Source organism: Actinoplanes aureus (genome assembly GCF_015704865.1).
Lineage (GTDB): Bacteria > Actinomycetota > Actinomycetes > Mycobacteriales > Micromonosporaceae > Actinoplanes > Actinoplanes aureus.
The window spans coordinates 13163-36334 of sequence record NZ_JADQTO010000001.1; the positions used below are offsets into that span (position 1 = coordinate 13163).

At 70.2% G+C, this 23172-nt stretch carries 22 protein-coding genes and 1 pseudogene; 11 read left to right on the forward strand and 12 right to left on the reverse strand.

Annotated features, from left to right (window positions below):
- Positions 1-3: 3 nt before the first annotated feature.
- From I4J89_RS00070 to I4J89_RS00085, 4 genes and pseudogenes are all read right to left on the reverse strand, one after another.
- Positions 4-396, reverse strand: a complete 393-nt coding sequence (locus tag I4J89_RS00070) for a YciI family protein (RefSeq protein WP_230858188.1) — start codon at positions 394-396, stop codon at positions 4-6.
- A 114-nt stretch (positions 397-510) separates the two neighbouring features.
- Positions 511-1143: a DUF998 domain-containing protein gene (locus I4J89_RS00075; RefSeq protein ID WP_196411696.1), complete on the reverse strand. Its 633-nt coding sequence runs from the start codon at positions 1141-1143 to the stop codon at positions 511-513.
- Positions 1144-1217: 74 nt separating this feature from the next.
- Positions 1218-2775: pseudogene (locus I4J89_RS00080) on the reverse strand (phytoene desaturase family protein).
- A gap of 11 nt (positions 2776-2786) precedes the next feature.
- Entirely contained in the window at positions 2787-3614 is an 828-nt protein-coding gene (locus tag I4J89_RS00085; protein ID WP_309238110.1) for a YhjD/YihY/BrkB family envelope integrity protein, read from the reverse strand.
- A gap of 50 nt (positions 3615-3664) precedes the next feature.
- Between I4J89_RS00085 and I4J89_RS00090 the strand changes: the two genes are divergently transcribed.
- The 4 genes from I4J89_RS00090 to ispG are packed head-to-tail and all read left to right on the forward strand — an operon-like array spanning position 3665 to position 7815.
- Complete coding sequence (locus I4J89_RS00090) at positions 3665-4147, forward strand: YcxB family protein (RefSeq protein ID WP_196411698.1); 483 nt, start codon at positions 3665-3667, stop codon at positions 4145-4147.
- Positions 4148-4169: 22 nt separating this feature from the next.
- A complete protein-coding gene (gene dxr / locus I4J89_RS00095; RefSeq protein ID WP_196411699.1) occupies positions 4170-5378 on the forward strand; it encodes a 1-deoxy-D-xylulose-5-phosphate reductoisomerase in 1209 nt (402 codons plus the stop codon).
- A complete protein-coding gene (locus tag I4J89_RS00100; protein WP_196411700.1) occupies positions 5378-6637 on the forward strand; it encodes a M50 family metallopeptidase in 1260 nt (419 codons plus the stop codon). Before dxr ends, I4J89_RS00100 begins: the two co-directional genes overlap by 1 nt.
- Before the next feature lie 5 nt (positions 6638-6642).
- Complete coding sequence (gene ispG, locus I4J89_RS00105) at positions 6643-7815, forward strand: flavodoxin-dependent (E)-4-hydroxy-3-methylbut-2-enyl-diphosphate synthase (RefSeq protein ID WP_196412202.1); 1173 nt, start codon at positions 6643-6645, stop codon at positions 7813-7815.
- 2 nt (positions 7816-7817) lie between these two features.
- Here the strand turns inward: ispG and I4J89_RS00110 are convergent, their stop codons facing one another.
- Entirely contained in the window at positions 7818-8657 is an 840-nt protein-coding gene (locus I4J89_RS00110; protein WP_196411701.1) for a GNAT family N-acetyltransferase, read from the reverse strand.
- Positions 8658-8780: 123 nt separating this feature from the next.
- Between I4J89_RS00110 and I4J89_RS00115 the strand changes: the two genes are divergently transcribed.
- Positions 8781-9380 (forward strand): PadR family transcriptional regulator, encoded by a 600-nt coding sequence (locus I4J89_RS00115; protein WP_196411702.1) that lies wholly within the window; start codon positions 8781-8783, stop codon positions 9378-9380.
- 503 nt (positions 9381-9883) lie between these two features.
- Here I4J89_RS00115 and I4J89_RS00120 read toward each other — a convergent pair.
- The 7 genes from I4J89_RS00120 to I4J89_RS00150 form a co-directional block, all read right to left on the reverse strand.
- Positions 9884-10366 carry a GNAT family N-acetyltransferase gene (locus tag I4J89_RS00120; protein WP_196411703.1) on the reverse strand — a complete coding sequence of 161 codons (483 nt, stop codon included), beginning with the start codon at positions 10364-10366 and terminating at the stop codon, positions 9884-9886.
- A 50-nt stretch (positions 10367-10416) separates the two neighbouring features.
- Positions 10417-11400 carry an LLM class F420-dependent oxidoreductase gene (locus I4J89_RS00125; protein ID WP_230858145.1) on the reverse strand — a complete coding sequence of 328 codons (984 nt, stop codon included), beginning with the start codon at positions 11398-11400 and terminating at the stop codon, positions 10417-10419.
- 77 nt (positions 11401-11477) lie between these two features.
- Positions 11478-12545, reverse strand: coding sequence for an ABC transporter permease (locus I4J89_RS00130; protein ID WP_196411704.1), 1068 nt, complete (start codon positions 12543-12545; stop codon positions 11478-11480).
- Entirely contained in the window at positions 12542-13435 is an 894-nt protein-coding gene (locus I4J89_RS00135; RefSeq protein WP_196411705.1) for an ABC transporter ATP-binding protein, read from the reverse strand. Before I4J89_RS00135 ends, I4J89_RS00130 begins: the two co-directional genes overlap by 4 nt.
- 62 nt (positions 13436-13497) lie before the next feature.
- Positions 13498-14157 carry a response regulator gene (locus I4J89_RS00140; protein WP_196411706.1) on the reverse strand — a complete coding sequence of 220 codons (660 nt, stop codon included), beginning with the start codon at positions 14155-14157 and terminating at the stop codon, positions 13498-13500.
- Positions 14154-15443, reverse strand: a complete 1290-nt coding sequence (locus I4J89_RS00145; RefSeq protein ID WP_196411707.1) for a sensor histidine kinase — start codon at positions 15441-15443, stop codon at positions 14154-14156. Before I4J89_RS00145 ends, I4J89_RS00140 begins: the two co-directional genes overlap by 4 nt.
- Positions 15444-15486: 43 nt before the next feature.
- Positions 15487-15867 (reverse strand): helix-turn-helix domain-containing protein, encoded by a 381-nt coding sequence (locus I4J89_RS00150; protein ID WP_196411708.1) that lies wholly within the window; start codon positions 15865-15867, stop codon positions 15487-15489.
- Between the two features lie 601 nt (positions 15868-16468).
- On the opposite strand from I4J89_RS00150, the gene I4J89_RS00155 reads away from it, so the two are divergent.
- The 6 genes from I4J89_RS00155 to I4J89_RS00180 all read left to right on the forward strand — a co-directional run bounded on the left by I4J89_RS00155 (position 16469) and on the right by I4J89_RS00180 (position 23116).
- On the forward strand, positions 16469-18004 hold the full coding sequence (locus tag I4J89_RS00155) for an amino acid permease (RefSeq protein ID WP_196411709.1): 1536 nt from the start codon (positions 16469-16471) through the stop codon (positions 18002-18004).
- A 13-nt stretch (positions 18005-18017) separates the two neighbouring features.
- The gene (locus tag I4J89_RS00160) at positions 18018-19364 is read left to right on the forward strand and encodes a glutamine synthetase family protein (RefSeq protein ID WP_196411710.1); all 1347 of its coding nucleotides are present in this window, start codon (positions 18018-18020) and stop codon (positions 19362-19364) included.
- 14 nt (positions 19365-19378) lie between these two features.
- A complete protein-coding gene (locus tag I4J89_RS00165; RefSeq protein ID WP_196411711.1) occupies positions 19379-20740 on the forward strand; it encodes an aldehyde dehydrogenase family protein in 1362 nt (453 codons plus the stop codon).
- The gene (locus tag I4J89_RS00170) at positions 20741-21505 is read left to right on the forward strand and encodes a 3-oxoacyl-ACP reductase (RefSeq protein WP_196411712.1); all 765 of its coding nucleotides are present in this window, start codon (positions 20741-20743) and stop codon (positions 21503-21505) included.
- A 169-nt stretch (positions 21506-21674) separates the two neighbouring features.
- On the forward strand, positions 21675-22394 hold the full coding sequence (locus I4J89_RS00175; RefSeq protein ID WP_196411713.1) for a gamma-glutamyl-gamma-aminobutyrate hydrolase family protein: 720 nt from the start codon (positions 21675-21677) through the stop codon (positions 22392-22394).
- A complete protein-coding gene (locus I4J89_RS00180) occupies positions 22379-23116 on the forward strand; it encodes a gamma-glutamyl-gamma-aminobutyrate hydrolase family protein (protein WP_196411714.1) in 738 nt (245 codons plus the stop codon). The genes I4J89_RS00175 and I4J89_RS00180 overlap by 16 nt, the downstream gene beginning before the upstream one ends.
- The last annotated feature ends 56 nt before the right edge of the window (positions 23117-23172 follow it).

Here is a 23172-nt window from a genome sequence, read left to right on the forward strand (position 1 = left end):
CCGTCACAGATCCTCGGCCGGTGCCGACATGATCGGGCGTACCTCGATCGGCATGTTGAGCGGGTTCCCGCCCGGCCCGGGTGCGGTCGAGACGTACGCCGCGATCTCCACGGCCCGGTCGGCGGTGTCACAGTCGACGATCCAGTAGCCGGCGAGGAACTCCTTCGTCTCGGGGAAGGGCCCCTCGGTGACCACCGGTGCCCCGCCGACGCCGGCGCGGACGATCTTCGCCTGCTCGGGTGAGGCCAGCCCCTGCCCATCGACGAGTTCCCCGTCCGCGGCGAGCTTGCCGTTGGCCTCGATCATGAAACCGATGTGCGCCTGGACCTCCTCCGGCGTCCAGGTGCTGATCGCCGGGAAGTCGCCGGTCGCCTCACTGAACTGCATCAACAGCATGTATTTCACGTGGTACTCCTCCAGGTCTCGGACACTCTCACCGTCAGGTAGAAGCCGGCGCCGGGTTCTCGACGTCCTCCGGCGAGAAATCCGCGAGCGATTCCCACGTTCTCGTCACCGTACCGTCCGCCGGGAGAGGACGCGGGCCACGACGATCTGCCAGACGGCGTAGACGAGGACCAGAAGCCGCTCCGGCCACCCGATCGACATGTCCGGCACTGCTTGGACGGCCAGGAACATGAGGAGCGCGGCGAGGGGGAGCACCGCGGTCCACCGCAGGACGTGCCGGCTGTCGCTGGGCAGCCCGAAACCCACCAGCAGTGCCGCGACCGGCAAGAACATGAGCGCGAGGCCGGCACCGAGGCCGTGCAGCGTGCCGCTGGTGGACAGCTGGTCCTGCGGGGTGTTGACCGGGTCGGTGACGAAGATTCCGCCGACGACCGTACCGGCGGCCACCAGCGCCAGGAGGATCGCGCCGGCCCGCGCGGGTCGCCGCGGGCGCCTGGCGAGGACAGCGACCGCGAGGGCGCCGTAGCTCACGGCGGAGAGCAGGAACGCCACCACCATGAGCCAGCCGAGGTCGCCTATCGCGTACTCGCTGGTGGTCTGCGAGTTCAGTGAGACGTCGCGCCGGACCACATGGATCAGCGTCAGCAGCGCCACGAACGCGATGCCGGAGATCGCGGAGAGGCCGGCGGCGCGGACCGGAAGGGTCCGCTCCGCCGTGGCCAAGGGTGCGTGAGTCACGAAGCACTTCTCCTTCTGGAGCGCGGAGGGCTCCTCGGGAGGTGGTAGAAGCTGCGTCGTGACTCTCGACAGGATTACCGGCCCAGATCCTTGAGGATGCGCCGCGCGGCGTTGTGGCCGGCGGCGCCGATGACGCTGCCGGCCGGGTGGGTTCCGGCGGAACCGGCGTAGAGGCCGTCCAGGCCGGTCGCGTACGGCATGCGCCTGTCGAACGCGACGGTGTTGTCGACGTGGTGGATGTGACCGCCGGTGATGCCGAAATGCCGCTCGATGTCCGGCGGGGTGAGCGGCATCATGTCCGCGACCAGCTCGGACGTGCCGGGAGCGTAGCGATCGCAGATCGCCAGCAGGCGCTCGACGTAACCGGGCAGTTCGGCGTCCCAGGACGAGCCGGCGATCTCGTACGGCACCGACTGCACGAAGAGCGCCGACGAGTGATGCCCGGCGTCATCGCGCAGCGACGGGTCGACCGTGGTGTGCAGGTACCACTCGATGGTGGGTTCCGCCGGCAGCCGGCCGGCCTGCACGTCGGCCCACATCTCCCGCAGCGCGGCCATCGGTGAGCCGGAATCGCCGGGCAGCAGATGGATCGTCGAGCCGAACGGCGACGGCGCGCCCGCCGGCAGGCAGGAGAACTTCGGCAGGTCGCGCAGCGCCAGGTTGACCTTGAGGGTGGTGCCGGTCCGCCGTACGGCGGCCATCCGCTCGGTCAGCGCGGACGGCAGGGTGCCGTCCGGGACGAGATCCATCAACCGGTACGGGTCGCAGCTGCCGAGCACCACCCGGGCCGAGATCGACCGCCCGTCGGCCAGGACCACGCCACTTGCCGCACCGGAGTCCACGGTCACCTCGGTCACCGCGGCGCTCGTGACGATCCGGGCGCCGGCCGCGCGGGCGGCGTCGGCGAAGACCCGGGAGACCGTGCCCATGCCGCCCTCGGCGATCAGCCAGGTGCCGTCCGCCCCGGGCAGCCGGCACATGTTGTGCACCAGGAAGTTGTGCCCGGTTCCCGGGTCGTCGGGGCCGGCGTTCAGCCCGGACAGGCCGTCGGTCACCGCGTACATGCTGACCAGCAGTTCACTCTTGAACCCGAACCGGGCCAGGTAGTCGGCCACGGATCCGCGTACCAGATCGAGGAACGTGCTCTGGAGCTGCGGCCGGATGTGGCGATCGGCGATCTCCTCCACTGAGGCCGGCTCCTCCAAGATCGGCGCGCAGCGCGCCGATCTCGACGGCGAGCGCCTCGTCGGCGGCCGCGTCGCGGGCCGAGAAAAAGGTCTCCAGCTGCGCGCGGCTGGCCTCGCGGTCGCTGCCGAACAGCAGGTACGGCGAGCCGGCCGGCCCCGGCGTCGGCAGGAAGTAGTGCGGGTCGCGGCGCAGCGTCGGAATGTCGACGCCGAGGGTCCGCAGCAGCTCCGGTGGCATGAGCCCGAGCAGATAGGAGCCGGTGGACTGGCCGAGCCCGGGAACCTTCGGGAAGGGGTGTTCGGTGCGGGTGGCGCCGCCCAGCACGCCTGCGGCCTCGAGTACGACGACGTCGAGCCCGGCGCGGGCGAGCAGGATCGCCGAGACCAGACCGTTGTGGCCGGCTCCGATGATCACCACGTCGGCGCGGTCGGGAATGGGGGTCATGGTTCGCGAGGCTACCCCGGGGTAGCGGGGGCCGGCCTCGGCGAATCATCCGTTAAATACGGCTTGATGGTGTGCGTTACGGCAAACCCGGTCAGCAGCACCACGTGGAACAGGTAGAGCCACAGGCCGACCGCGACCATCCCACCGATCTCGGTGAACCCGCCGAACGGCACGCCCAGGTCCAGCGGCAGCGAGCAGAAGAGCACCGAGCCGTGCAGGAACCCGGAGAGGTTCGCGGCGGTGAACGAGCCGATCACAATCGTCGCGAGCCACGGCGGGCGGCCCGGCGCCACGTACCGGAACACCCAGATCACCACGGGGGTCAGCACCAGCCAGGCGGCGAGGAAGGAGAGCACCACACCGAGCACCGCCCACCACCCGCCGCGCAGCCAGAGGCCGCTCGTCGTGGGCAGCGCCAGGAAGAGGGCGAGCATCAGGGCCGGCGCGGCGGCCAGCAGCGGCAGCCAGAGGAGACGGCCGCGCCAGCCGACCAGCGACTCACCCGGTTTGCGCAGCGAGGCGAAGGCGCGGCGGAGACCCTCGCCGTACAGGGTGGCCGGGAGCAGGCTGGCGAGCGCCAGCATCGGGGTCAGCCCCAGCCCGGCGTCGATGAGCGCGCTGAGCGCGCGGGACGCGCCGATCTCGTCCGGCAGCGCGGCGAGGGTCCGGCCGGTCAGATCGCGTACGCGCTGCGCGCCCACGGCGAGCCCGGTGAGCCAGATCGCCAGCAGTGCCACCGGAACCACCGCGATCCCGCTGTAGAAGGTGATGGCGGCAGCGTGCAACGCCACGTCACGCCCACGCAGCGGCCGGAAGAGGGTCGCGAGTCTCGATCGCACGGCTGGGAGGTACCCCATCGGCGTTCACGTTTCACTACGATCTTGCATCCATGGCACCCTTCGCGTTCTCGGCACATCCCACCGAGCAGCAGCTGACCGCGTCGTTGAACGCCTTCCTCCGGCCCCAGTACCGGCTCTACCGGTGGATGGGCGCCGCCCTCGTGGTCCTCGGCGCCCTCCTCTTCCTGCTCGGCGACGTCTTCGTCGCGTCGTTCGCGGTGCTGTTCGGGCTCGCCTGTCTGCTGATCATTCCGCCGGTGACCACCCGGATGGTCCTGCGCAAGATGGCCGGGCTGATCGACCGGCCGACCGACTACCGGATCGACGATCAGGGCGTCTGGATGGGCAACGACAAGGTGGAGAACCTCTTCCGCTGGGGCTCGGTGGACCGGCTCGAGGAGCTTCCCGGGATGGTGCTGGCGCGGCTGGGCAAGAGCGGCTTCTACGCCGTACCGACCGACGGGCTGCCGCCGGAGACCGCCGCGGAGGTCACCGCCTTCCTCCGGGCGCACGTTTCCGCCCCGGCCCGCTGACCGCTGGCTCCCGTCCGGGAAGATGGGCGACATGCGAGACCTAGTCCTGCTCGGCTCCACCGGATCCATCGGCACCCAGGCCATCGACATCGTCCGGCGCAATCCGGACCGGTTCCGTGTCGTGGCGCTCGGCGCCGGCGGCGGCAACGTCGAACTGCTCGCCACCCAGGCGCTCGAACTGAACGTCGAGGTGGTCGGGGTGGCCCGGGCCTCGGTCGTGCAGGACCTCCAGCTCGCCTTCTACGCCGTGGCGCAGAAGCGCGGATACGCCACCGGTGATTTCAAGATCCCGAAGATCGTGGCCGGTCCCGACGCGATGACCGAGCTGGCCGCGCATCCCTGCGACGTCGTGCTCAACGGTGTGGTCGGCAGCCTGGGGCTGGCACCCACGCTGGCCGCACTGGAGAACGGCCGGATCCTCGCCCTGGCGAACAAGGAGTCCCTGGTCGCCGGCGGCCCGCTGGTGCGCCGGATCGCCAAGGACGGGCAGATCGTCCCGGTCGACTCGGAGCACTCGGCGCTCGCTCAGTGCCTGCGCGGCGGCACGGCCGCCGAGGTGCGCCGGCTGATCCTCACCGCGAGCGGGGGAGCGTTCCGGGACCGCCGCCGCGAGGAGTTGGCGAACGTCACACCGCAGGAGGCGCTCAAGCACCCGACCTGGGACATGGGCCCGGTCGTGACGATCAACTCGGCCACGATGGTGAACAAGGCGCTCGAGGTGATCGAGGCGCACGAGCTGTTCGGGGTGCCGTACGACGACATCGAGGTCATGGTGCACCCGCAGTCGGTGCTGCACTCGCTCGTCGAGTTCACCGACGGCTCCACCCTGGCGCAGGCCAGCCCGCCGGACATGCGGCTGCCGATCGCGCTGGCTCTGGCCTGGCCGGAGCGGGTGCCGCAGGCCGCCGCGGCGGTGGACTGGACGCTGGCGCACAACTGGGAACTGCGCCCGCTCGACGAGGAGGCGTTCCCGGCCGTACGGCTGGCCAAGGAGGCGGGGCGGGCCGGGCGCTGCCTGCCGGCCGTCTACAACGCGGCCAACGAGGAGTGTGTGGCCGCTTTCGTCTCCGGTCGGCTACCTTTCTTGGGCATTGTTGACACGCTGGAGCGCGTGCTCGCGGCGGCTCCCGGCTTCGCGGAGCCGGGTACCGTCGAAGACGTGCTTGCCGCGGAGGCTTGGGCGCGTGCCCAGGCACGGCAGACGATCGCCACTCTGGCTGAAGGAGCCTGATGCTGTTCTGGCTTGGTGCGGCGGCGTTCGCACTGACCATCCTGATCTCGGTGAGCCTGCACGAGCTGGGTCACATGATCACGGGCAAGCGCTTCGGCATGAAGGTGACGAAGTACTACGTCGGGTTCGGGCCGACGATCTTCTCTTTCCAGCGTGGTGAGACGGAGTACGGGCTCAAGGCCATCCCGCTCGGCGGCTTCTGCAAGATCGTCGGGATGACGCCGCAGGACGACGACGTGGCGCCGGAGGATCAGCACCGCGCGATGTGGCGGTTCCCGGTCTGGAAGCGGACCGTCGTGCTCGCCGCCGGATCCATCACACACTTCATGCTGGCGCTGGTCGGCGCCTGGGTGATGGCGATGACGATCGGCCTGCCGAACACGGACATCCCGCAGACCATCGAGGGCCAGCGCGCCGCACCGGCGATGATCCGGGTGGGCGACTGCATCCCGACCTCGCTCTCCGACGCCAGCACCGAGTGTGTGCCCGGGGTGGCCAGCGCCGTCGAGGCGCCGGCGAAGGCCGCAGGCCTGCGGACCGGTGACGTGATCACCAAGGTGGGCGCCACATCGGTGGCGAACTACGGCCAGCTGACCGACGCGATCCGCGCCTCGACGGCCGGCCCCACCCCGTTCGAGTACGTGCGTGACGGTCAGACCACGACGACCACCGTGGACCTGGTCAGCGCCGAGCGGACACCGCTCGACGACCCGGAGGGGCCGGTCTCCCAGGTCGCCGTCGCCGGGGTGAGCTGGACCACCGACCAGCCGGCCGTCATCACCTACAGTGCGCTCGGAGCGGTTCCCGCATCGGGCGAGTTCAACTGGTACCTGGTGGAGAACTCGCTCAAGGCGATGGCGCGGATCCCGGAGAAGATCCCCGCGCTGTGGAACTCGATCACCGGCGAGGAACGTGACCCGGACACCCCGATCAGCGTGGTCGGCGCCAGCCGGATCGGCGGCGAGGCCATCGAGAAGGGCGTGCCCGAGGTCTTCTGGCAGGTCTTCATCTCGCTCAACGTCTTCATCGGCCTGTTCAACCTGCTGCCGCTGCTGCCGGTGGACGGCGGGCACATCGCGATCGCCTGGTTCGAGGCGATCCGGTCGCGGCTCTACCGGCTGTTCCGGCGACCGGATCCCGGCCGGGTGGACTACTACAAACTGATGCCTGTGACGTACGCGGTCATTCTGATCGGTGGGGCGTTCACCCTGCTGACCGTGACCGCCGACATCATCAACCCGATTACGATCTTCAAGTGAGTGAGATGACTGCGATCAGTCTGGGAATGCCGGCCGTCCCCCCGCCGCCGCTGGCCCCGCGCCGGCAGAGCCGCCAGATCATGGTCGGCAACGTGCCGGTCGGCGGCGGTGCACCGGTCAGCGTGCAGTCGATGACGACCACGCTCACCGCCGACATCAACTCCACGCTCCAGCAGATCGCCGAGCTCACGGCGTCCGGCTGCCAGATCGTCCGGGTCGCCGTCCCGTCGCAGGACGACGTCGAGGCGCTGCCCGCGATCGCCAAGAAGTCGCAGCTCCCGGTGATCGCCGACATCCACTTCCAGCCGAAGTACGTGTTCGCCGCGATCGACGCCGGCTGTGCCGCGGTCCGGGTCAACCCGGGCAACATCCGGCAGTTCGACGACAAGGTCAAGGAGATCTCCAAGGCCGCGTCGGACGCCGGGATCCCGATCCGGATCGGGGTCAACGCAGGCTCGCTGGACAAGCGGCTGCTGGAGAAGTACGGCAAGGCCACCGCCGAGGCGCTCGTCGAGTCGGCGCTCTGGGAGTGCTCGCTCTTCGAGGAGCACGGCTTCCGGGACATCAAGATCTCGGTGAAGCACAACGACCCGGTCGTCATGATCCGGGCGTACCGTCTGCTCGCCCAGCAATGCGACTACCCGCTGCACCTCGGCGTGACCGAGGCCGGCCCGGCGTTCCAGGGCACGATCAAGAGCGCGGTGGCGTTCGGTGCGCTGCTCGCCGAGGGCATCGGCGACACCATCCGGGTCTCGCTGTCCGCCCCGCCGGTCGAGGAGATCAAGGTCGGCAACCAGATCCTGGAGTCGCTGGGCCTGCGTGAGCGCGGCCTGGAGATCGTCTCCTGCCCGTCCTGCGGGCGTGCCCAGGTGGACGTCTACACGCTGGCCGAGCAGGTCACGGCGGCGCTGGAGGGCTTCCCCGTCCCGCTGCGGGTGGCCGTGATGGGCTGCGTGGTGAACGGGCCCGGCGAGGCCCGGGAGGCGGACCTCGGGGTGGCCTCCGGCAACGGCAAGGGCCAGATCTTCGTCAAGGGCAAGGTGATCAAGACCGTGCCCGAGTCGATCATCGTGGAGACGCTTGTCGAGGAGGCCCTGCGCCTCGCCGACGAGATGGGCGCCGAACTCCCCGACGAGCTGCGCGAGTTGCTGCCCGGCCCGACGGTCACCGTGCACTGACGCTAGAACAGCACCGTCGCGAACGATCCCGCTGACACAAAGCCGCACCGCTGGTACACCCGGCGTGCGGCTTTGTTGTAGTCGTTGACGTAAAGACTCACGGTCGGCGCGACCCGTCGTAGCGCGTCGGACACCACCGCTGCCATGGCGGCTGTGGCGAGGCCGCGCCCCCGGTACTCCGGGTGGACCCACACGCCCTGCACCTGCGTGGTCCGGTGAGTGATGATCGCCAGCTCGGCCTTGAAGATCACCTGGCCGCCGGCGAACCGGGCATACGCCCGCTTCCCTTTCACCAGCTCGGCGATCCGCCGCCGGTAACCGCGGCCGCTGTCGTCCAGCAGCGGGGAGACCCCGACCTCCTCGGTGTACATCGCCACCGCGGCCGGGAAGAGCTGGTCGACCTCGCCGGAGCGGACCAGGCGCACCTCCGGATCCGGGCGTACTGCCGGGTCACGGTCGGTGACCAGCAGCGGCTGGTTGCGCCGCACGTCACGGGCCGGCCCCCAATGTCCGCCGAGCCGGTCCCACAGATCCAGGACCGCCTCGGCGCGGCCGATGATGGACGAGCAGATCCGCGGATCCGCACCGAGCAGGTCGGCGAAGGCGGCGGTCGCCGCCGGAGTGGCACCGACCGGCACGAGATGCGCACCGGACCAGATGATCGACTCGACGCGGCGGGCCGGCTCGTAGCCGTAGATGCGTCCGTCGGAGCGCCACCAGTTCAGGCCGTGCGAGGCCACCCGCTCCGCGATCTGGGCGCCCGCGTAGGGGTCGGCGTCCAAAATCCGCTCGACCGCAGCGCGCTCGGGCTCGCCGAGCTGCCGAATGGGCACCGTCAACACAGGTACCAGATTGCCAGATCCGGGGCGTCCGACACGTACCGCGGCCCCGCCTTCCCGCAATGCCTTGCCCTCGACTGTTCGGCGATATATCGTCTAACTATCGACAACAGAACGGAGAAGGTCATGAGGTACATGAACGACGGCGAGCGGGGACGCGGACGCGGCTGGGTCGGCGAGGGTCGCCGACGCGGTTTCGGGTTCGGACCTGGATTCCCCTTCGGCCCCGGCGGCCCCGGCTTCCCGCCCCCGGAATTCGGCCGCCACGGCCCGCGCCGCGGTGGCCGCGGCTCCCGGCAGAACGTGCGGCAAGCGATCCTGGCGCTGCTCCTGGAGCGCCCCATGCACGGCTACGAGATCATCCAGGAGCTGGATGCCCGCACCAACGGGATCTGGCGCCCCAGCCCCGGCTCGGTCTACCCCACCCTCCAGCTCCTCGAGGACGAGGGCCTGATCGAGGCGACCGCCGAGGGCAGCCGCAAGAGCTACCAGCTCACCGCCGACGGCCGGCCCGAGGCCGAGACCGCCGCGCAGAACCCGCCGTGGGCCCAGGTCGGCGACGACGCGATGTCGCAGGTGCAGGATTTCCGCGACGCGGCGGTCGGCATCATGAGCGCCCTCAAGCAGGTCGGCTTCACCGGCACGCCGGAGCAGCGCCAGAAGGCCCTGGCCGTGCTCAACGAGACAAAGCGCAAGCTTTACGCAATCCTCGCCGACGGCGAGTGACCCCGCATCCAAAACGCACCCCAGGAAGCTCCCTGGGGTGCGTTTTTCTTATCGGTACGCGCCACACCGTCCCCAAACCCAGCTAGCTAGTCCCGCCATGCCCGCGCGACCTCCCTGCCCGCTCCCAGCCCCAACGCGGCCGCCGGGAAACCGCAGCGGGTGCCGCACCCCGCCCCGCCGGGTTGGTGAATGCGGCCGCTGGGAGTCGCGGGTGCCGGGCCTGCATCGCTGGGTTGGTGAATGCGGCCGCTGGGAGTCGGAGGCTGCCGGGCCCGCCCCGCCGGGTTGGCGAACGTGGCCGCCGGGAAATCGCAGGGTGCCGGGCCCGCCTCGCCGGGTTGGCGACGGCGTCAGCCGGCGGTTCCCCCACTGCCTGGGCCCGGCGGTCGCGTTGCGGCCGGGAGCCGGCACCGAGATCGCGGGGGAGAGCGGGGACGGGCGAATTCGGCGTGACGGCGTGGACGCGTACCTCGAAATGGGCGGAACCGAAGCGGACCCGGCGGTTACAGGGGTTTGTAGTAGTGGACGAGCGGCAGCGGCGTGAAGCCGGCCTTCTCATAGGCCGCGCGGGCCGGGGCGTGGCCCGGGTCGCCGCCGGTGCCGATGCCGGCCAGTTTCAGGCCTGCCTCCCGCATCCGATGGAGCGAATGGTCGATCAGCGCGGCCGCGATGCCTTGCCGGTGATAGTCCGGGTCGACCGCGATCATCTCGATCTCACCGCTGGAGGCGGCCTCGTCGTAGATCAAGGCGGCGAAGCCGACCGGACGCCCGTCGGCCACCGCCACCCAGGTGTGCTCGGCGTGCTCGGTGCAGACCCGGGCGACGTCGCGGGCCTGCGACTTGAGCCAGTCCGGATAGGCGAGCAGGAAGATCTCCGAACCGAGGACCTTCTCGAAGGACTCGAAGACGGGCGCCCACGCTCGCAGCGCGAACTCGACGACCGTGTCGACGTCGGCGGGAGTGAACCGTCTGATCTGCACCGGCATGGTTCCAGCCTGGCACCGCGGTCAACGGAATTTCGCGGCCGGGTGAGGTGTCAGCGGGGGCCCAGGGCGGCGATCAGCTCGGTGAGCGCGGCGAACCCGCCACGCTCCAGCTCCGGGGTCGGGGTGAGGGCCATGACCGGGACGGTGAGGCCGGCGTCCGCGTACGCCTGGACGCGGGCCCGGCACTGATCGGGCGATCCGTGCACGATCAGTTCGTCGACGAGCTCGTCCGGGATGGCGGCGAGCGCGCCCTTGCGGTCGCCGGACTCCCACGCCTGCCACATCGGCGTGAGCGCCGCCTCACGGCCCAGCCAGCGGTGGAACGCCGCGTACGCCGGGACGGTGAGATAGGACGTGATCATCCGGCGGCCGACGGTACGGGCGTAGCCGGCGTCTTCGGTGGGGACGACGAAGATCCGGGCGGCCACCTCGAACCCGGGCCTGGCCTCCTTGGTCTCGGCGAGGGCGGTGGTGACGTCGCCGGGGGAGAGCCAGTTGAGGATCACGCCGTCCGCCTCGGCCGCGGCCAGCCGGAGCATCTGCGGGCGCAGCGCGGCGAGCATGATCTGCGGCGGGGTGGCGGGCGGCCGCTCCAGCCGGAAGCGCTTGACCCGGAACGTCTGGTACTGCTTGTCGACGACCTCGCCGGCGAGTGCGGAACGCAGGAAGCGCAGCATGTCGCGGCTGCGGGCGAACGGCTGGACGAAGTCGGCGGCGTTCCAGTCACCGGAGACGACCGGTGAGGACGCCCCGATGCCGAACTGGAAACGGCCCGGAGCGGTCTCGGCGAGCGCCGCCGCGGTCATCGCCAGCAGGCCCGGCCCCCGGGTGAACACCGGGGCGATCGCCGTGCCCAGCCGCAGCCGGGGCTCCCACGCGGCGGCCAGGGTCAGCGGGGTGAAGGCGTCGGTGCCGGCCACCTCCGCCGTCCAGACGTCGGTGAAACCCGCATCGGCCAGGGCCGAGTAGACGGCGGCGTGCTCGGCGAGCGAGACGCCGCCGAGCGGCACGGTCATGCCCCAGCGCATCGACATGCCCTTGATCCTGCCCGCAGGTGCCGGGTGATGTCCACCGACTCGGGATCATCGACCCGGCACCTGAAACGGGCGTCTCAGCTCACCGTCGAGCGGGAGCGCCACGCCGTCGCCATCGACGTACGCGTGTTGGTGCGCAACAGCGAGCCCTCGTAGATGCGGGCGCCGACGGCGAGCAGCAGGACCGCGGTGCCCGCCAGGATCGCCAGCGCCACGAACGGTTCCCAGCCGGCGGCGTCGCCCTGGAAGATCCGGATCGGCATCGCCATCGGCGAGGAGAACGGGAAGTACGAGAGGAATTGCAGGGCGGCGGCGTTGTCGCGGAGGAAGAGAACCGCGAAGAACGGGATGAGTACCACCATCTGCACCGTGCCGGAGGTGCTGCCCAGGTCTTCCTGGCGGGCGGCGAGCGCACCCGTCCCCGCCCAGATCGCGGCCAGCATGATGAAGCCGAGCACGAAGAACGGCAGGAACCAGCCGAGAGTCGGCCGGAGGGCGTCGAGCAGGCCGGCGTCGAGATCGGTCACCGTGGTGCCCACCAGGGCGATGACGGCCAGCAGCGCGATCTGCGCGAACGCGAGCAGGGTCATCGCGACGACCTTGCCGGCGAGCAGCGCGCGGGTCGGGATGCTGGCGACCAGGATCTCGACGATCCGGGTCTGCTTCTCCTCGACCACGCTCTGCGCGATCTGCAGCCCGAAGAGCAGCGAGGTGATGTAGCAGAGCATGGCGAGCAGCAGCGGCACGAAGATCGTCAGGGCCGGATCGAACGGCGGCGCGTCCAGCAGCTGCACCGGCGGCGAGGTGCTCAGCGCCTCCACCACCTCGTCCGGCGAGTCCTCAAGAGCGACCACCGTGGGCCCGGCGACGACTGCGGCTTCCACGTCGCCGTCGCGGACCAGCTGTTCGGCGGCGGCCGGGTCGGAGACCTGCTGGACCTCCAGGCCCGCCCGTTGCAGGGCCTCCACATAGGTGCTGTCGGTCACCGCGACCTTGGTGGGGCCGCTCTCCAGCATGGCCGGGATGGCGATCGACGCGACGAGGATGACCAGGAACGACACGGTGCTGAAGATGAACGCCTTGTCCCGCAGCTTGGCGCGGAGTTCCCGGCCGATGACCAGCCGGGTGGCCTGGAGGGTTGTCACTGGATCACCTCTCGGAAGATCTCGGCCAGGGAAGGGCGGACCGGGCCGAACGCGCGTACCGGGCCGCGGGCCAGGGCGGCGCGCAGCACCTGCTGGTCGTCGGTCGCGGGGTCCAGGTCGATGACGGCCCGCGGGCCGTCCAGCTCGACCAGGGTCACGCCCGGTTCGTCGCGCAGCCAGCCGGCGTCGGCGCCGACCTCGACCGAGTAACGCGGCAGCGCGTACTGCTCGCGCAGGTAGGTGCGGCTGCCGGCGGCCCGGATCGTGCCCTCCGCGATGATCGCCAGGTCGTCGCAGAGGCGTTCCACGACCTCCAGCTGGTGGCTGGAGAAGAGCACCGCCGCGCCGGCCGCGGCGCGTTCCCGCAGCACCGCCACGACGGTGTCGACGGCCAGCGGGTCCAGGCCGGAGAACGGTTCGTCGAGAACCAGCAGTTCCGGGTCGTGGACCAGCGCGGCGGCGATCTGCGCACGCTGCTGGTTGCCGAGCGACAGCTTCTCGACCGGGTCGCCGGCGCGCTCGCCCAGTTCCAGGCGGTCGAGCAGGGCGGCGGTGTTCCGCTTGGCGTCCGCGGTGCTCAGCCCGTGCAGCCGGCCCAGATAGACGACCTGGTCGGCGACGGCCATCTTCGGGTAGAGGCCGCGCTCCTCCGGCATGTAGCCGAAGCGCGACCGGACGGCCCGGGTCATCGGTGCGCCGCGCCAGGTCACCGTGCCGGTGTCGGCGGCGAGCACGCCCAGGATGATCCGCATGGTGGTGGTCTTGCCGGCGCCGTTGGCGCCGACGAAGCCGGTCAGCCGGCCGGACTCCACCGCGAACGACACGTCCTTGAGGACCTGGCGGTCGCCGAAGGACCGGTTTACGGCATCGACGTTGAGGACGGTGGTCATGGGGCTAACGCTAGGTGTCGATCGATGGCCGCGTCGTCCGGCGCGGGAACGACCCGCGGGGGTCATCCTTGCGAAGGACGGACCACCCCGAGTTCGTACGCGAGAACCACCGCCTGCGTCCGGTCCCGCGCCCCGAGCTTCATCAGCACCCGGCTGACGTGGGTTTTCACCGTGGTCTCGCCGAGGTGCAGGTCAGCCGCGATCTCCGCGTTGGTGGCACCGCCGGCGAGCGAGACCAGCACCTCGTGCTCGCGGGGGGTCAGCTCGTCCAGGCGTACCCCGGATCCCGGGTTCCGCGGCCGGGGCGTGCTGAACTCGGCGATCACCCGGCGGGTGACGGCGGGGGCCAGCAGGGCGTCGCCGGCGGCGATCACGCGTACCGCCTCGGTGAGCGCCTCCGGGGTGCCGTTCTTCAGCAGGAAGCCGCTCGCGCCCGCCTGGAGCGCGGCGAACAGGTAGTCGTCCCGGTCGAACGTGGTCAGGATCAGCACCGAGGGACCGCTCGCGGCGGCGATCCGGCGGGTGGCCTCCAGCCCGTCCACGCCGGGCATCTCCACGTCCATCAGCACCACGTCGGGCCGCAGCCGCAGGGCCAGGTCGGTGGCCTGCGCGCCGTCGGAGGCCTCACCGACCACGGTGATGTCGTCCTCCATCTCGAGGATGACCCGGAAGCCGGTACGGACCAGCTGATGGTCGTCGGCGAGCAGGACACTGATCGTCATTCCGGAGCTCCCGCGGTCGTCAGGACGGGCGTGTACGGCAATCGGGCGCGCACCCGGTAGCCCCCTCCACTCAGCGGACCGTGTTCGAGCACCCCGTCGTGCACCGCCACCCGTTCCCGCATACCGATCAGGCCCATGCCACCGCCCGCTCCCGGCGGCCCGCCCCGCCCGTCATCGGTGACGTCCAGCTCCACGTCCGCGCTGAGGTAGCGGACCCGGATGTCCAGAACCCCGGCATGCGCGTGCTTGAGCGTGTTCGTCACCGCCTCCTGCACGATCCGGTACGCGGCCTGCGACACCGAGTCGGGCAGCGGCACCGGGTCCCCGTAGACGGCGAAGTGCACGGTCAGCCCGGTTTCCCGGGCGTTGTCGGCGATCTCCGGGATCCGGTCGATCCCGGCTCCCGCGGCGTCGGCGGTGGCACCGGAGGCGCGCAGTGCTCCCAGCATCCGCCGCAACTCGTCCACCGCGGTCCGGGCGCCCTCCTCGATCGCGGTGAGCGCGGTCCGGGCCCGGGCCGGGTCCTTGTCCAGCGCGCGCCGGCAGGCGGAGGCCTGGATGCCCATGACCGACACGTGGTGTGCCACCACGTCGTGCAGCTCACGGGCGATCCGGACCCGCTCGCCGATGACCGCGCGCTCGGCGACGGCCTCCTGGGCGGCCCGCAGCTCGGCGGCCTGGACCTCCAGCCGGTGCTGGCGGTGGGCGCTGTTCCAGGCGGCGTCACCGACCAGGTAGACCGAGCCGAAGAACATCACGTTGATGCCGTAGATGTTGAAGATCAGCGACCAGAGCGCCGGCAGCTCCCCGGAGGCGCCGGTGAACTCCTCGCTCGTGATCTCCTCGAACGAGATGACGAACGCGACGGTGAGCCAGAAGAACATCGCCGCGATGATCGCCAGCCGCAGGATCCGGGTGCGCTGCCGGTTCGGGCCCCACGCGCCGAGCGTGTAGATCGCGGCGTAGAGGGCGTAGGAGGTGACCTGCTGCTCCTGAGCGCCCCGGAACTGGGCGCCGATGAAGAGCGCCGACATGATGAGCGCGACCGCCTCCGGCCACCGGCGGCGCCAGACGAGCGGCAGGGTGGTGCCCACCGCCCAGGCGATCTGCTCGGCCCGGGCCGGTGCGTCCTCGCTGTGCAGGAATCCGGCGCTGCGGGAGAGGAACAGGTTGAGGACGGCGAGGGTGACCACCGCCAGCCCGATCCAGAGGTCGTTGCGGCGCTGGGCAGCGGTGGGGCCCGGCCGCCGCCACTCCTCGACGTTCCACCAATGGCCATGGGACATGGGGTGACGATCGCACGCGGCCACCCGGAGCGGCCAGGCCGGGTCAGGGTGCCGACGAGCGCTCCGGGCTGGGTGCCGAGTAGTAGCGGGGGGAGCCCAGATCGCGCCGGGTCTGGGTCGGGATGGTGGCGTCCTCGCCGGGCCCGAGTCGTCCGCCGAGCGCGGCGATCCGCTGGTGCGCGGCGGCGAGCCGGTCCTCCAGCGTGACGACGCGGCACGCGGCAGCGAGCGGGAAGCCTTCGTCGAGCAGCTGCCGGACGCGGGTGGCGAGGTCGAGCTGGTGACGGGAGTAGCGGCGGTGGCCACCGCCGGAGCGTCCCGGTTCGATCAGCCCGGCGTCGTCCAGGCTGCGCAGGAAGGCCGGCGTCACGCCGATCAGCTCGGCGGCGCGGCCCATGCTGTAGGTGGGTGCGTCCCTGCTCATAGGCCCTTTCTTAGCAAATAGTCCAGGGCCCCGGCGGGTAACCGGGGCCCTGGATTTTCAATTCTTGTGCCGATCTCTGTCGGCGCATGTGGTCGACCGGCTGCGTGCCGCTAGCAGTCGACCGGAGTGATGGGCATCGGCTGCGATCACCTCTTGTCGGGTCGGGGACGTCGTGATTACGCGTTGCTGCGGTATCTCGTCCTCCTTCTCCAACTCACCGACAGTGCCAATTGCTGTGCCGGCCGTGGCCGACACAGCAAATGTATGCCTCCACAGGCCAGATTTCTAGAGTCGCCGCTGTAGATTTTTTAGCCGAAAAGTCTGACTGAGCTGCGGAAACGTTCTCATTCGTCGATGTCTTGAGGGCGGCGGCGCGGGGCGGGCGCTTGCGCGCGAGGACGCGCTGAAGAGAGAGGTGACCGCGCCCCGCGCCGCCGCGGAAGGGTTGTCCGAGCAACCCTGGCCTGCCTCCAGGCTCGCACCGGCCCCGGGGCCGGGCAACGCAATTAACCGCTGTCATTGACGCCCGTAACAACACGGGGCGATCATCACGGCATCGCATGGCTCAGGTCACACACCCTGCGGGCAAGGGAGCACTCAGATGAGCGCTGATCCAGGCATCGCCTCCACTACCGACGAAGAACGACTCGCCCAGCTCGGTTACAAACAAGAACTCCACCGCCGGCTCTCCGGCTTCTCCAACTTCGCGGTCTCCTTCTCGATCATCTCCATCCTGGCCGGTGCGATCACCTCGTACGGGATCGCCATGACCGCCGGTGGCCCGATGGCCATCACGCTCGGCTGGCTGTTCGTCGGCATCATGGTGACCTTCGTGGCGCTGGCGATGGCCGAGGTGTGTTCGGCCTATCCGACGGCCGGCGCCCTCTACTGGTGGGCCGCGGCGCTGGCCAAACGCAACAAGGCCGCGTGGGCCTGGTTCATCGGCTGGTTCAACTTCCTCGGCGAGGTCGCGGTCACCGCCGCGATCGACTTCGGCGCCGCGATCACCACGTCGGCGTTCCTGAGCCTCGCCTTCGACATGGAGGTGACCACCGGCCGGACCTTCCTGATCTTCCTGGTCATCATCGTGGTGCACGGCCTGCTGAACACGTTCGGCGTCAACCTGGTCCGGGTGCTCTCCGACGTGAGCGCCTGGTGGCACCTGGTCGGCGTCGCGGTGATCGTGGGTGTTCTGGCCGTCGTGCCGGACCAGCACAAGCCGATCTCCGAGGTCTTCTTCGAGGTGCACAACGCCACCGGGTTCACCTTCGCCGGGGCGAGCGTCTACGCGGTGCTCATCGGCCTGCTGATGGCGCAGTACACGTACACCGGCTACGACGCGTCCGCGCACGTCGCCGAGGAGACCCACGATGCCGCCCGCGCCGCGCCTCGCGGCATCGTGATGTCCGTGGTGGTCTCGGTGATCGCCGGCTTCGTGCTGCTGTTCGCGATCACCTGGTCCATCCAGGACTACGAGGGCGCCCGGACCAGCGAGCTCGCGCTGCCGCCCGCGCAGATCTTCATCGACGCGGTGGGCCACGACACCGGTACGTTCCTGCTGCTCATCTGCATGGTGGCGCAGTGGTTCTGCGGCATGGCCTCGGTCACCGCGAACTCCCGGATGTCCTACGCCTTCGCCCGCGACGACGCGCTGCCCGGCTCGCGGATCTGGAAGAAGGTCAACCCCCGCACCGGTACGCCGACCAACTCGATCTGGCTCTGCGTCAGCCTCTCCACGCTCCTGGTGCTGCCGTCGCTCTGGAACACCACGGCGTACCTGGCCGCCACCTCGATCGCGGTGATCGGCCTCTACATCGCCTATGTCGGACCGGTCCTGCTGCGCCGGCTGAACCCGGACTTCGTGCCGGGCCCGTGGAACCTGGGCCGGTGGAGCGCGCCGGTCGGCTGGATCGCGATCGGGTGGGTGGGTGTCATCTGCGTGCTGTTCGTGCTGCCCACGGCGAGCCCGATCACCGCCTCGACGTTCAACTACACGATCGTCGCGGTCGCGGTCGTGCTCGGCGCGGCCGCGATCTGGTGGTTCGCCAGTGCCCGGAAGTGGTTCACCGGGCCGAAGCAGAACGTGATCGAGAAGGCCGCGCACGGCGAGCCGACCATGCCGACCGGCAACGACTGATAGGACTGGATGCATGGACCTCGAGGAACTCGACGTATCCGTTGACAACGGCAGCATCGACACCGTGCTGCTGGCCCTGACCGACATGCAGGGCCGGTTGCAGGGCAAGCGGCTGCACGGGCGGTATTTCATGGATGAGGTGGTGTCCGGCGGGAGCGAGGGCTGCAACTATCTGCTCGCCGTGGACGTCGACATGAACACCGTCGACGGGTACGAGATGTCCTCCTGGTCCACCGGTTACGGCGACTTCGTCATGAAGCCGGACTTCTCGACGCTGCGCCGCGTCCCGTGGCATCCCGGCACCGCGATGGTCCTGGCCGACCTCACCGACACGGCCGGGCAGCCGGTGCCACCCTCACCGCGGCAGATCCTGCGCCGCCAGCTGGACCGGCTGGCGGCGCACGGGCTGACCGCGTACGCCGGCACCGAGCTGGAGTTCATCCTCTTTCGGGACTCGTACGAGCAGGCGTTCAAGAAGCACTACCACGACCTGGTCCCGGCCAATCAGTACAACGTGGACTACTCGCTGCTCGGCACCGCGCGGGTGGAGCCGCTGCTGCGCCGGATCCGCAACGAGATGTACGGCGCCGGCATGCTGCCGGAGAGCGCCAAGGGCGAGTGCAATTTCGGCCAGCACGAGATCGCTTTCCGGTACGCGGACGCACTCACCGCCGCCGACCAGCACGTCGTCTACAAGAACGGTGCGAAGGAGATCGCCGCTCAGGAGGGCATGTCGCTCACCTTCATGGCGAAACCGAACGAGCGGGAGGGCAACTCCTGCCACATCCACTTCTCGCTGCGCGGGCGGGACGGGAAGTCGGCGATGCTCGGCGACGGTCCGGGCCACCTGAGCGACACCGGACAGCGGGTGCTGGCCGGCCTGCTTGCCACGATGCGGGAGTTCAGCCTGCTCTTCGCGCCGAACATCAACTCGTACAAGCGGTTCCAGCCGGGGTCGTTCGCGCCGACCGCGCTGCGCTGGGGGGTGGACAACCGGACCTGTGCGCTGCGGATCGCCGGGCACGGCGAGGGGATGCGGGTGGAGAACCGGGTGCCGGGTGGGGACGTCAACCCGTACCTGGCGATCGCGGGGCTGATCGCCGGCGCGCTGCACGGGATCGAGAACGATCTGACGCTGGAGGAGGAGGTCACCGGGAACGCGTACCTGGACGAGTCGGCCGAGCGGGTGCCGGGCACGCTGCGCGACGCGGCCGAGTTGTGGACGGGCAGCACGGTCGCGGAGGCGGCGTTCGGGTCGGACGTGGTGGCGCACTACGCCAACATGGCCCGGGTCGAGCTGGCCGCCTACGACGCCGCGATCACCGACTGGGAGTTGCGCCGTGGATTCGAGCGACTGTGACCTATGGTGACGCCATGAGCAGGACGGACGTCATCAATCCGGCGAATGGCGAGCGCTTCACGACCGTACCGTCGCTGGGTTTGGAAGAGACCGATGCGGCGATCGAGCGTGCGTCGCAAGCCTTCGCCGGGTGGCGCCAGGTGGCGCCCGGGGATCGGGCGCGGCTGTTGCGCCGCTTCGCGGCGGTGGTGGATCAGCACATCGAGGAGCTCGCGCAGCTCGAGGTACGCAACGCGGGTCACACCATCGGCAACGCGCGCTGGGAGGCGGGCAACGTCCGGGACGTCCTGGACTACTACGCCGGCGCGCCGGAGCGGCTGATCGGCCGGCAGATTCCGGTGGCCGGCGGTGTCGACGTGACGTTCCACGAGCCGCTCGGCGTGGTCGGGATCATCGTGCCGTGGAACTTCCCGATGCCGATCGCCGGCTGGGGTTTCGCCCCGGCGCTGGCGGCCGGCAACACGGTCGTGCTCAAGCCCGCCGAGCTCACTCCGCTGACCGCGATCCGCCTGGGCGAACTGGCTCTGGAGGCCGGTCTGCCGCCGGGCGTGTTCCAGGTGCTGCCCGGCAAGGGCAGCGTGGTCGGGCAGCGTTTCGTCACCCATCCGGCGGTGCGCAAGGTCTGCTTCACCGGTTCCACCGAGGTCGGTAAGTCGATCATGGCGGGCTGCGCCGAGCAGGTGAAGCGGGTGACCCTGGAGCTGGGCGGGAAGAGCGCCAACATCGTCTTCGCGGACGCCGACCTGGAGGCCGCCGCCGCGGCCGCGCCGGGCGCCGTCTTCGACAACGCCGGCCAGGACTGCTGCGCGCGGTCCCGGCTGCTGGTCCAGGATTCGGTGTACGACAAGTTCCTCGCCCTGCTGGAGCCGGCCGTGCGGGCGTTCCGGGTGCTCGATCCCGCGGACGAGTCGGCGGAGATGGGCCCGCTGATCTCTTCTGGACAGCGTTCGTCGGTGGCCGGCTATCTGGACGGCGCTGACGTGGCGTTTCGCGGCTCGGCCCCGTCCGGCGGCGGCTGGTGGTTCCCGCCGACCGTGCTGCTCGCGCACTCGGCCACCGACCGGCACTGGCGCGAGGAGATCTTCGGGCCGGTCGTCTCGGTGCTGCCGTTCCGGGACGAGGCCGACGCCATCCGGCTGGCCAACGACACCGAATACGGGTTGTCCGGCTCGCTGTGGACCCGGGACGTGGGCCGGGCGCTGCGGGTGTCGCGGGCGGTGGAGACCGGGGCGCTCAGCGTGAACAGCAACTCCTCGGTCCGCTACTGGACACCGTTCGGCGGGATGAAGCAGTCCGGGCTGGGCCGCGAGCTGGGGCCGGACGCGCTGTTGTCGTTCACCGATGTGAAGAACGTGTTTTTCTCGATGGGGGATTGAGTGGAGCGTCTACAGGACCGGGTCGCCGTCATCACGGGCGCCGGCAGCGGGATCGGGCTGGCCACGGCGCGGCGATTCGCGGCAGAGGGCGCCTTCGTAGTTTGCGTCGATATTTCGGATAAAGCGGGTAAGGCGGTCGCCGAGGAGGTCGGCGGTGAGTTCGTGGCCTGCGACGTCAGCGACGAGGAGCAGGTCAAGGCCCTCTTCGACGGTGTGGTCGAGCGGCACGGCCGGCTCGACATCGCGTTCAACAACGCCGGCATCTCCCCGCCCGACGACGACTCGATCCTGGTGACCGGGATCGACGCCTGGGAACGCGTGCTCAAGGTCAACACGACCTCGGTCTTCTTCTGCTGCAAGTACGCGATCCCGCACATGCAGCGGCAGGGCAAGGGCTCGATCATCAACACCGCGTCGTTCGTCGCCCTGCTCGGCGCCGCCACCTCGCAGATCGCCTACACCGCCAGCAAGGGCGGCGTGCTGGCGATGACCCGCGAGCTCGGCGTCCAGTTCGCCCGCGAGGGCATCCGGATCAACGCGCTCTGCCCCGGACCGGTGGCCACCCCACTGCTCATGGAGCTGTTCGCCAAGGACCCGGAGCGAGCCGCCCGCCGGCTGGTCCATGTGCCGATGGGCCGGTTCGCCGAGCCGGCGGAGATCGCCGCCGCGGTGGCGTTCCTGGCGAGCGACGACGCTTCGTTCATGACCGCGTCCCAGTTCGTCGTCGACGGCGGCATCACCGGCGCATACGTAACACCGCTGTGATGTTTCGGCACCGGTTACCGTGGGAAGGGATCTCATACGCCCAGCTCGCAAGAGGCGTAGGGGTCGAATCCCCGCTCGCACGGGTCTGATCCCCGTGTAGGTGGGACAGAAGGGCCCGTCACGCGGCGCCGGTTCACCGGCGCCGCGCGCCTGTGAAAACGGTGGTGCAATGCGTCCGATCATCGGCATAACCACATACGTGTTGCCCGCGACGTGGGGCGTCTGGCGCGACCTGCCCTCAGCGCTGGTGCCGCACGACTACGTCGAGTCGGTCCGCCTGGCCGGAGGGCGGGCGGTGCTGCTGCCCCCCGACGACCTGGACGCCGACGTGCTCGGCCGGCTGGACGGTCTGCTTCTGGCCGGCGGCCCGGACGTGGACCCGGCGCGGTACGGCGCCGACCCCGAACCGCTCACCGTCGCGCACCCGGAGCGGGACGCGGCGGAGCTGGTACTGCTCCGCGCGGCCCTGGACCGGGATCTGCCGATCCTCGGCGTCTGCCGGGGCATGCAGCTGCTGGCCGTGGCGGCCGGCGGCACGCTGCATCAGCACCTGCCCGACATAATCGGTCACGAGAAGCACCGCCTCGCCCCGGGCGTGTACAGCGAACAGTCCGCCACCTTCGTCCCCGGCAGCCGGATCGCCGCGCTGCTGGGCGACGACGCCACCATCCACTGCTTCCACCACCAGGGTGTCGCTGACGCCGGCTCGCTGACCGTCACCGGGCGAGCCGTGGACGGCGTCCCCGAGGCGATCGAGGATCCGGACCGGCGGTTCGTGCTCGGCGTCCAATGGCATCCCGAGGTGAGCCGGGATCGGCGGCTCTTCGGAGCCCTGGTCGCGGCGGCAACCGGAGACAAGGAGGACCCGGCCGCATGCGCAGACCGCTGATCGGCCTCACCGCGTACGCCGAACACGTGCAGTACGGCCAGCATGATCTGATGGCCGGGGTGCTCCCGATGACGTACGTGAAGGCGGTACACGCCACCGGTGGCCGAGCCGTACTGATCACGCCGGACGATCCCGGCACCGACGTGCTCGACTCTCTGGACGGTGTGGTCTTCACCGGCGGGGGCGACGTCGACCCGGCCAACTACGGCGCGACGCCGCACCCGGCGACCGAGCCGGACAAGGCACGCGACACCGCCGAGCTGTTGCTGATGCGCGCCGCGCTCGACGCCGAGCTGCCGGTCCTGGGTGTCTGCCGGGGCATGCAGGTGATGGCGGTCGCCACCGGCGGATCCCTGCACCAGCACCTGCCGGAGGTGATCGGTCACGAGCGGCACCGGGCCGCGAGCGGGACCGACCCGCTCGCCGCCGACGCCGCCGACTACGGCCGGCACGACGTGGTTGTCGACGAGGACAGCCGGGCGCACCACTACTTCGGCCGATGCCTGACGGTGAACTCCTTTCACCACCAGGCGGTCGCCGATCCGGGCGAGTTCGTGGCGGTCGGCTGGTGCCCGGACGACCGGGTCGTGGAGATCATCGAGCGTCCCGGGCGGGCTTTCGCGATGGGTGTGCAGTGGCACCCGGAACGCACGCCCGATCTGCGGTCGTTCGCCGCGCTGATCGAGGCGGCCAGCCGGGCCCAAGCGGTCACGGCCGCCTGACCGCGCCGCGTCGATCTCCGCCGATGCTGACCAGCGACGATCCGTACAGCGGTGCT

Excerpts from the sequence above, each read along its gene's own strand:
- I4J89_RS00070 (WP_230858188.1), bottom strand. The coding sequence starts at position 396 with ATGCTGTTGATGCAGTTCAGTGAGGCGACCGGCGACTTCCCGGCGATC.
- I4J89_RS00090 (WP_196411698.1), top strand. The coding sequence starts at position 3,665 with ATGGCACCCTTCGCGTTCTCGGCACATCCCACCGAGCAGCAGCTGACC.
- dxr (WP_196411699.1), top strand. The coding sequence starts at position 4,170 with ATGGGCGACATGCGAGACCTAGTCCTGCTCGGCTCCACCGGATCCATC.
- I4J89_RS00100 (WP_196411700.1), top strand. The coding sequence starts at position 5,378 with ATGCTGTTCTGGCTTGGTGCGGCGGCGTTCGCACTGACCATCCTGATC.
- ispG (WP_196412202.1), top strand. The coding sequence starts at position 6,643 with ATGACTGCGATCAGTCTGGGAATGCCGGCCGTCCCCCCGCCGCCGCTG.
- I4J89_RS00115 (WP_196411702.1), top strand. The coding sequence starts at position 8,781 with ATGAGGTACATGAACGACGGCGAGCGGGGACGCGGACGCGGCTGGGTC.
- I4J89_RS00120 (WP_196411703.1), bottom strand. The coding sequence starts at position 10,366 with ATGCCGGTGCAGATCAGACGGTTCACTCCCGCCGACGTCGACACGGTC.
- I4J89_RS00125 (WP_230858145.1), bottom strand. The coding sequence starts at position 11,400 with ATGTCGATGCGCTGGGGCATGACCGTGCCGCTCGGCGGCGTCTCGCTC.
- I4J89_RS00135 (WP_196411705.1), bottom strand. The coding sequence starts at position 13,435 with ATGACCACCGTCCTCAACGTCGATGCCGTAAACCGGTCCTTCGGCGAC.
- I4J89_RS00140 (WP_196411706.1), bottom strand. The coding sequence starts at position 14,157 with ATGACGATCAGTGTCCTGCTCGCCGACGACCATCAGCTGGTCCGTACC.
- I4J89_RS00145 (WP_196411707.1), bottom strand. The coding sequence starts at position 15,443 with ATGTCCCATGGCCATTGGTGGAACGTCGAGGAGTGGCGGCGGCCGGGC.
- I4J89_RS00150 (WP_196411708.1), bottom strand. The coding sequence starts at position 15,867 with ATGAGCAGGGACGCACCCACCTACAGCATGGGCCGCGCCGCCGAGCTG.
- I4J89_RS00155 (WP_196411709.1), top strand. The coding sequence starts at position 16,469 with ATGAGCGCTGATCCAGGCATCGCCTCCACTACCGACGAAGAACGACTC.
- I4J89_RS00160 (WP_196411710.1), top strand. The coding sequence starts at position 18,018 with ATGGACCTCGAGGAACTCGACGTATCCGTTGACAACGGCAGCATCGAC.
- I4J89_RS00165 (WP_196411711.1), top strand. The coding sequence starts at position 19,379 with ATGAGCAGGACGGACGTCATCAATCCGGCGAATGGCGAGCGCTTCACG.
- I4J89_RS00175 (WP_196411713.1), top strand. The coding sequence starts at position 21,675 with ATGCGTCCGATCATCGGCATAACCACATACGTGTTGCCCGCGACGTGG.
- I4J89_RS00180 (WP_196411714.1), top strand. The coding sequence starts at position 22,379 with ATGCGCAGACCGCTGATCGGCCTCACCGCGTACGCCGAACACGTGCAG.